We start from the raw sequence: 7,289 nt of genomic DNA, 5'->3' as shown, positions 1-7,289 counted from the left end.
GACCACCGCTACATGTGTTGTAGTTGCGTCAGTTCAGGCCCTAAATACGGTACAACAAATCTTTTTTCAAGGGAGGTTCCATGGGAAACCACGCCGATCTTACCGTTATGGCTCTCTCGCTGGCTTTTCTGGCTCTGATGGTCATTTTGGTCTTGCTGGTCATGCTGAGCCTGCTGCTGCGGATCAAGAGCTTTGAGAAGAAGGTGGAAAATCATCTGGGCGACTCCCGGGCCGTCGTCAAACAAATTGAGCAAAGCGGGCAGCGGGTGACCGAGGCCATGGACCAGGTCTATCAGGCCTCCAGGAGCGCGAAATCGGTCATTGGGGTGCTTCGAGACACTCTTTCAGGGAAGTCCCGGCGGACAAAAAGCCGCTGGTGGATTGCGGCCGCGTCTCTGGGGTGGGCGCTCTGGCAGAGGCGGCGCCATAAGGAGTCGGGGCCTTCCAGTACGCACAAAGCCTTGCCCAACTAGGGCCTGGTCATATGGATGCCCAGAAGGCTGTTGGTTTTGCCCGTGCCGTCATTAACCATCTTGTCCGCCGTCGGGCAACCGTCTATGCGGCGGCCCTGTCTTATAGTTTTATTTTTGCGCTGTTTCCGCTCTTGCTTTTCGCGGCCGCCTTGTCGGGTTTCCTTGACGCAGGAAACCACACCACATTATTTCGTGGCCCGGCAGCTCATCTTGTCGCGCCTGCCCTTCGCCGCCTGATTCTTGGAGCCATGGGCTCAGCCAGTCGCTTTAAGAGCCCCACGTTGCTCTCGGCGGGAGCCATTGGGTTTGTCGGGGCGATGTCCTCGGCGTTGCGTCAATTGATGAATGCGCTGAACGAAGCCTATGGCATTCAGAGGAGCCGCCGCGGCGTGGTGGTGACACTGGCTCTGTCGGTGGGATTAGGTCTCTTGTTGGGTATTCTCGTGGTATTGGCGCAAATGGTTACCGTGGCCGGGTCCACTTTGGTGCGCTGGATCTTGACGCAAGCCGGACAGGGTTCCGTCCCCTCGGCACTCGCAAGTGGGGTGCCCTGGGTCCTATTCTTGCTGATGCTGTGGTTCGTCTTAACGCTGGTATACAACTGGCTTCCGGAGTCCTCGAGGCCCTTTCATTGGTTTTTGCCCGGAACCCTAACCGCGCTGGGACTCTGGGTCCTCATGTCATGGGGCTTTTCCATTTACGTCGGCCATTTTGCCCACTATGACCGGACCTATGGGAGTTTAGGCGGGGTCATTCTGCTTTTGCTCTATCTCTACCTCGTCTCCCTGACGCTCCTCTTGGGCGGGATTGTCAACGCCGTCGCGGAAGCCCGAGGCCCCGTCATTCCGATCGATCCGACCCACCGGGAAATGTAAAACAGTGACAGGCATATTCTCTCGTTGGACATCGCCGATGATGGCAGAGATATTTAGCCTTAGCTATACTGGGTACAAGGTGACGTTGGGCAGTGGGTGTGGGTTGGCAGGGATGGCTAGAGGGAGTCGCTTCAGCTATTTTTCGACGGGATCGGCGGTGGGGGCGGCCATCCGCCGCCGACCGCCCCACCAAACGGCGATGCCGCCCAACAACCCGAAGAGGACGGCGAAAATGATGCCGGATAAAATGGCGTTGGCCGTCGCATGAAGATGGAGCATGGTGACAGCCGCGGATCGGGGAACACGGGGAACCTGGGCTAAAAATGCTTCTTCAGCCATTGGCGTGCGACGAATTGCCTGGCCGACTCCGGTTCCCAAAAGCGAAACCCCCGCACCAATCATCAAGCCATTGGCAAAACGGGGCCGATGGCGCTTTCTGAGACTTCGACCCATCACCACAAAAAGGATGACGGCGATGAGGAAACTGAAAAAATGGGCCAGGGTGGTGAGCCCATAGAGGGTGCTGGAAAGGGTTAACAGGGTGGGCGCGGCATAAACAATAAAAAGTAGCACAGCATAGAGCCAAATCATGGGAAGCCTTCCCTTCCACGGCAATTGGACGAAGCTTTCCATATTATGGCCCCGTGGAGGGAAGTTATGCGGATTTTGGGAATCGAGTCATCCTGCGACGATACCGCCGCTGCTATCGTGGAAGACGGTGTGCGTCTGATTGCCGAGGCCAAACTATCGTCGGCCCTCATCCAGCAACGCTATGGCGGAGTGGTTCCAGAAGTCGCCGCCCGGGAGCATGCTATGGCTGTGCTGCCGGTCGTGGAAACCGTGCTGGCGGAGGCAGGGATGCAACTGGCCGATTTAGATGCGGTGGCCGTGACGCAGGGTCCTGGGCTTTTGGGCGCGCTTTTGGTCGGCGTGACCTTCGCCAAGGCGCTGGCCCGGGCGCTGCACCGTCCGGCGATAGGGGTCCATCATTTGGAAGCGCATCTTTATGCCAACAGCATTGGCCACCCGGTGGAGTTCCCCGGTTTGGCGCTGATTGTCTCTGGTGGACACACCAGTCTGGTGTGGTGGCGGGGACACGGAGACCTCGAGGTCATTGGGGCGACGCGTGACGATGCGGCCGGAGAGGCTCTCGACAAAGGGGCACGGCTCTTGGGTCTTCCATATCCTGGCGGTCCGGAAATCGAGCGATTAGCCTTGACGGCTGGGCCCGAGCCGGCGTTTCGGCTGCCAGTAGCGCGGGTAACCGGGGCGCCGCTTGATTTCAGTTTCAGTGGATTGAAAACCGCCACCGAGGATCTCGTCCGCCAGCACCCGGATGCGCGCGCCGGCGTGGCCAGAGCCCTGCAAGAGGCGGTGGTCGAGGCGTTGATGAAAAATGTCAAACGGGCGTACGCGCTTTACCCGGTTCCCCATCTCTACGTCGCCGGCGGGGTGGCCGCCAATCAACGCTTGTCTGAGGCGTTGACCTCATTTGGGCGGGAGGTTGGAGCGACCGTGCACGTCCCGCCCGTGGCGCTTTGCACCGACAATGCGGCCATGGTGGCAGCCGCCGGCTACTACCGTTGGCAGCGTGGGGAACGGCTGCAACCTGGTGAAGGACCGAAGACGCCCTGGCAGCTTCAAGAGGTGGCCCGGGTAGAATCTTAAAGAATGAGGCGAGAACATGCTGATGGATTTTGGCGAGTGGTCGCCGACGGTGGAGTCACCGGTATTTTTGGCGCCGGGTAGCTATGTTATTGGGCGGGCAGTGCTGCGCGAGGAGGCTTCGGTGTGGTTTAACGCCGTCATCCGGGCTGATTCCGATGTCATCGAGCTGGGCCCTCGGTCCAATCTGCAGGACAACAGTGTGCTGCATGCGGATCGTGGCATCCCCTGTCTCATTGGCTCCCAGGTCACAATCGGGCATGGGACCATCATTCACGGCGCGCAGGTCGACGACCGCGTGTTGGTGGGAATGGGTAGCGTGGTGATGAATGGCGCCCACCTCCATTCCGATGTGATTGTGGGCGCGGGCACCTTGATTACCGAGGGAACCGAAATCCCCCCGGGGACGCTGGTGCTGGGACGTCCGGGACGGGTGGTCCGAGATTTGAAACCGGAGGAACTTCAACGCATCCAATGGTCCGCTGCGCATTACGTGGACTTATGGAAGAATCAAGGATGGCATTTTCATTAGCCCTGCAAGCGCGGATGAAAGTGCCAGGGCTTGCGTAGTCTAGTAAAAAGTGCGGGCAAAGGCGGGACGATGATGAAACACATCCACTTCATTGGTATTGGTGGCTACAGTATGAGTGGCCTGGCGCTGTGGCTAAAACAACAAGGGCTTCGCGTGACCGGGTCGGACATGAGTCCCTCCAGCCGCACCGACCGGTTATTAGCGGCGGGTATTCCCGTCTTCTTCGGACACGATCCGGCCCACATCGATGGGGTGGATGAGGTGATTTACAGCACCGATGTTCGCCCGGACAACCCTGAGCGCCTGGAGGCGGTGCGGCGCAACATTTTAGTTCGGCATCGGTCCGAACTATTGGCCGAGGTATTGAGCGATAAGCGTACCATCACGGTGGGGGGAACCCACGGCAAGACGACCACCACCACCATGATTGGCACACTACTGACCCAGACTGGTCTCGATCCTTCGGTGCTGGTGGGCGGGGAGGTCAGCCAGTTTGGCGGTAACACCATCCGCGTTGGGCGATCAGAGTGGGCGGTGGCCGAAGCAGACGAGAGCGATGGGACCTTTTTGCGCTATCGTCCGGAAATTGCCGTGGCCACCAACGTGGAGCCGGAGCACTTGGAGCATTACCAGGAAAACTTTGGCGTCTTGGTTGATGCGTTTCGCCGCTACCTCTCCTCGGTGCCGAACTCTGGTGCGGCGGTGGTGTGCCTCGACAATCCGGTGCTGGATGAGATGGCCGATACGCTGACGGTGCCCGTCATCACCTATGGATTTCATTCACGGGCCCAGGTACGCGGCGTTGTGGAGACGAAAACGCCCTCCGGGACGACGTTTCAGGTCTTTTATGAGGATCGGTTCTTGGGCCGGGTGTCGCTTGCGGTTCCCGGCAGCCATAATGTACAAAATGCCTTGGCCGCGTTGGCCGTGGCATTGCACCTCAAGATTGATGCCAAGGCGGCTATGGAGGCGCTCGCCACCTTTCAGAATGCCAACCGCCGTTTTCAGGTTCTGACACCGGGACCGGTTCTCGTGGTGGATGACTATGCCCATCATCCCACTGAGATTCGTGCGACACTAGAGGCCTGTCGGCAAGTGACCCCCGGACGTGTCGTCGTTCTCTTTCAACCCCAGCGGTACGTACGTACCCACCATCTTTGGGATCAGTTCGTGGAAGCCTTCGACGATGCCGATATTCTGGTGTTGACGGAAATTTACTCACCCCCCGGTGAAAAACCGATTCCTGGGGTGAGCGGGCGGAAATTGGCGGAAGCCATTGAAACGCGCCAGCCGGGTCGTGTGTATTTTGTGCCCGATATGTTCGATGCCGTGGACCTCGTGATGCCGATGCTGGCTCCGGGGGATACCTTTTTGACCATGGGGGCGGGCCCGGTCTACAAGGTGGGAGAGCGCGTGTCGGCCCTGATGGCCTAGAAGTTGTTGTCGGCTTTCGGGGGCTGTGGTAGACTTGTCGAAACTTTTCTCAGGGCGCGTTCCTGATTGTTACTATTCATTGCCATTAAGGAGGATCACGTGAACACTGACGAGAAATTTGGCACCGAGGCCCTCACTTTCGATGATGTGCTCTTAGTGCCAGGGTATTCCACCGTTCTTCCCCGCGATGTCGATGTGACCACCCGTTTCACCAAGAATATTCGCTTAAACGTTCCCTTGGTTTCGGCCGGCATGGACACCGTGACTGAGGCGCGTATGGCCATCGCCATGGCGCGTGAAGGTGGCATCGGGGTGATTCACAAGAATATGCCTGTCGAGCGTCAAGCCAGCGAAGTGGATAAGGTAAAGCGCAGCGAGCATGGTGTTATTATCGATCCCATCTTTCTTTCCCCTGACCACACGGTGCAGGACGCCTTGGACATGATGAGTCGATATCGGATTTCCGGCGTTCCGATTGTCCGTGACGGGGGCTATTTGGTGGGGATTCTCACCAATCGTGATTTGCGCTTCGAGGAGCACTTTAAGCGCCCCATTCGAGAAGTGATGACCAAGGAGAATCTGGTCACCGCCCGCGAGGGTACGACTTTGGAGGAAGCCAAAAAGATTCTGGGTCAGCACCGCATTGAGAAGTTGCCGCTGGTAGACGAGCATGGCCGGCTTCGTGGCCTTATTACCATCAAAGACATCGAAAAGGCGCGCAAATTCCCCAATGCGGCAAAAGACCAAAACGGTCGGTTGCTGGCGGCCGCTGCCGTTTCGGTGGGCGAAGGCACCATGGAGCGGGCGGAGGCGCTAGTACAAGCCCGCGTTGACGTGATTGTGGTGGACACCGCCCATGGCCATTCGCAAGGGGTATTGGATACCGTTCGCCGCATCAAGGAAGCCTTTCCCGAGGTGGAGGTGGTGGGTGGCAACGTGGCCACCCGCGGCGGGGCGCTGGCGCTGATTGAGGCCGGAGTTGACGCCGTGAAGGTGGGCGTGGGGCCGGGCTCGATTTGTACCACGCGTGTCGTGGCTGGTATCGGGGTGCCGCAGATTAGTGCCGTCTGGGACGCCTATCAAGTCGGCCGGGAGCACGACGTGCCGATTATTGCCGATGGTGGCATTCGCTGGTCGGGGGACATTGCCAAGGCCTTGGCGGCTGGAGCATCTACCGTCATGATTGGGTCGTTGTTTGCCGGGACTGAGGAGAGCCCGGGGGACATGGAGATTTTTAAGGGTCGTTCGTTTAAGGTGTATCGCGGGATGGGCTCATTAGGGGCCATGAAGGAAGGCTCCAAAGATCGCTATTTCCAAGACGAGTTGGATGTGGAAAAATTAGTCCCTGAGGGGATTGAAGGGCGCGTTCCCTACCGTGGATCGTTAGCCGATACGGTCTATCAGTTGATTGGCGGGATTCGCGCAGGCATGGGGTATTGCGGTGCCGCGAACTTGGCTGAGCTGCGCGACCATGCGAAATTTGTACGCATCACCGGGGCCGGATTGACCGAGAGCCATCCGCATGACGTCCAAATTACCAAAGAAGCGCCCAACTATAGCTTATAAGGTAACAGCAGGAAAGGACGAGAACGTTGGCGCAGTTGGTTATCGAGGGCGGAAAGAGTCTGGCCGGAGACGTGGCGGTAATTGGCTCGAAAAATAGTGCCCTGCCGATTATTGTGGCGGCTGCCTTGGCAGCAGAAGGCGTCACCATTTTGGAAAATGTGCCCCGCTACACGGATATTCTGGATTTATGTCAAATCTTGCGCGATTTAGGAGTGGCGGTCGAGTGGCTGGCAGATGACCGCCTCAGCATCGACGCAAAAGCACTGCATTCATACCAAGCCCGTTATGATTTGGCTAAAAAACTCCGCGGCTCCACCTATTTGGTGGGGCTTTTGCTGGCGCGGTTAGGCCAGGCGGATGTGGCCTTCCCGGGCGGCTGCCAAATCGGCTCCCGGCCGGTCAATTTTCACATTCAAGGATTTCAAGCGCTGGGAGCCAAAATGTGGCTGGAGCATGGCTCTATCCAAGGTACCGTCGACGGTCGTCTGCAAGGCGCCCGGGTCTATGTTGAGCGGGCCTCGTTTGGCACCACCTTGAATCTCATGATTGCCGGGAGTTTGGCGGACGGCACCACCATTTTGGAAAACGCCGCCATGGAACCGGAAGTGGTGGATGTGGCCAATTTTCTCAACGCCATGGGGGCGCGGGTACGTGGTGCGGGCACCAATCTAGTAGAACCATTCCTTAATTCGTGATAATCACGGAAGGTTATGGTACGGTAAGGGAAATCCTTGGTTGGAGGTT

8 protein-coding genes are annotated in these 7,289 nt (G+C 58.1%); 7 read left to right on the top strand and 1 reads right to left on the bottom strand.

Features of this window, described 5'->3' with window-relative positions; all coding sequences use genetic code 11:
• The first annotated feature begins 80 nt into the window (after positions 1 to 80).
• Positions 81 to 473: a hypothetical protein gene (locus HIJ39_RS20570; RefSeq protein WP_169102912.1), complete on the top strand. Its 393-nt coding sequence runs from the start codon at positions 81 to 83 to the stop codon at positions 471 to 473.
• An 11-nt stretch (positions 474 to 484) separates the two neighbouring features.
• Complete coding sequence (locus HIJ39_RS20565) at positions 485 to 1,348, top strand: YihY/virulence factor BrkB family protein (protein WP_169102911.1); 864 nt, start codon at positions 485 to 487, stop codon at positions 1,346 to 1,348.
• 135 nt (positions 1,349 to 1,483) lie between these two features.
• Here HIJ39_RS20565 and HIJ39_RS20560 read toward each other — a convergent pair whose 3' ends face one another.
• Positions 1,484 to 1,939 carry a hypothetical protein gene (locus HIJ39_RS20560; RefSeq protein ID WP_169102910.1) on the bottom strand — a complete coding sequence of 152 codons (456 nt, stop codon included), beginning with the start codon at positions 1,937 to 1,939 and terminating at the stop codon, positions 1,484 to 1,486.
• A 66-nt stretch (positions 1,940 to 2,005) separates the two neighbouring features.
• On the opposite strand from HIJ39_RS20560, the gene tsaD reads away from it, so the two are divergent.
• From tsaD to HIJ39_RS20535, 5 genes are all read left to right on the top strand, one after another.
• Positions 2,006 to 3,016: a tRNA (adenosine(37)-N6)-threonylcarbamoyltransferase complex transferase subunit TsaD gene (gene tsaD, locus HIJ39_RS20555; RefSeq protein WP_169102909.1), complete on the top strand. Its 1,011-nt coding sequence runs from the start codon at positions 2,006 to 2,008 to the stop codon at positions 3,014 to 3,016.
• A 16-nt stretch (positions 3,017 to 3,032) separates the two neighbouring features.
• Positions 3,033 to 3,545, top strand: a complete 513-nt coding sequence (locus HIJ39_RS20550; protein ID WP_169102908.1) for a gamma carbonic anhydrase family protein — start codon at positions 3,033 to 3,035, stop codon at positions 3,543 to 3,545.
• 69 nt (positions 3,546 to 3,614) lie between these two features.
• The gene (gene murC, locus HIJ39_RS20545) at positions 3,615 to 4,979 is read left to right on the top strand and encodes a UDP-N-acetylmuramate--L-alanine ligase (RefSeq protein ID WP_243239861.1); all 1,365 of its coding nucleotides are present in this window, start codon (positions 3,615 to 3,617) and stop codon (positions 4,977 to 4,979) included.
• A 99-nt stretch (positions 4,980 to 5,078) separates the two neighbouring features.
• Positions 5,079 to 6,545, top strand: coding sequence for an IMP dehydrogenase (gene guaB / locus HIJ39_RS20540; protein ID WP_169102907.1), 1,467 nt, complete (start codon positions 5,079 to 5,081; stop codon positions 6,543 to 6,545).
• Between the two features lie 26 nt (positions 6,546 to 6,571).
• Positions 6,572 to 7,240, top strand: coding sequence for a UDP-N-acetylglucosamine 1-carboxyvinyltransferase (locus HIJ39_RS20535; RefSeq protein WP_243239860.1), 669 nt, complete (start codon positions 6,572 to 6,574; stop codon positions 7,238 to 7,240).
• The last annotated feature ends 49 nt before the right edge of the window (positions 7,241 to 7,289 follow it).

The organism is Sulfobacillus harzensis (assembly GCF_012933365.1).
GTDB lineage: Bacteria > Bacillota > Sulfobacillia > Sulfobacillales > Sulfobacillaceae > Sulfobacillus_B > Sulfobacillus_B harzensis.
Note: the sequence above shows the minus strand (reverse complement) of the source record. Positions and strands in the feature narration are given on the sequence as shown.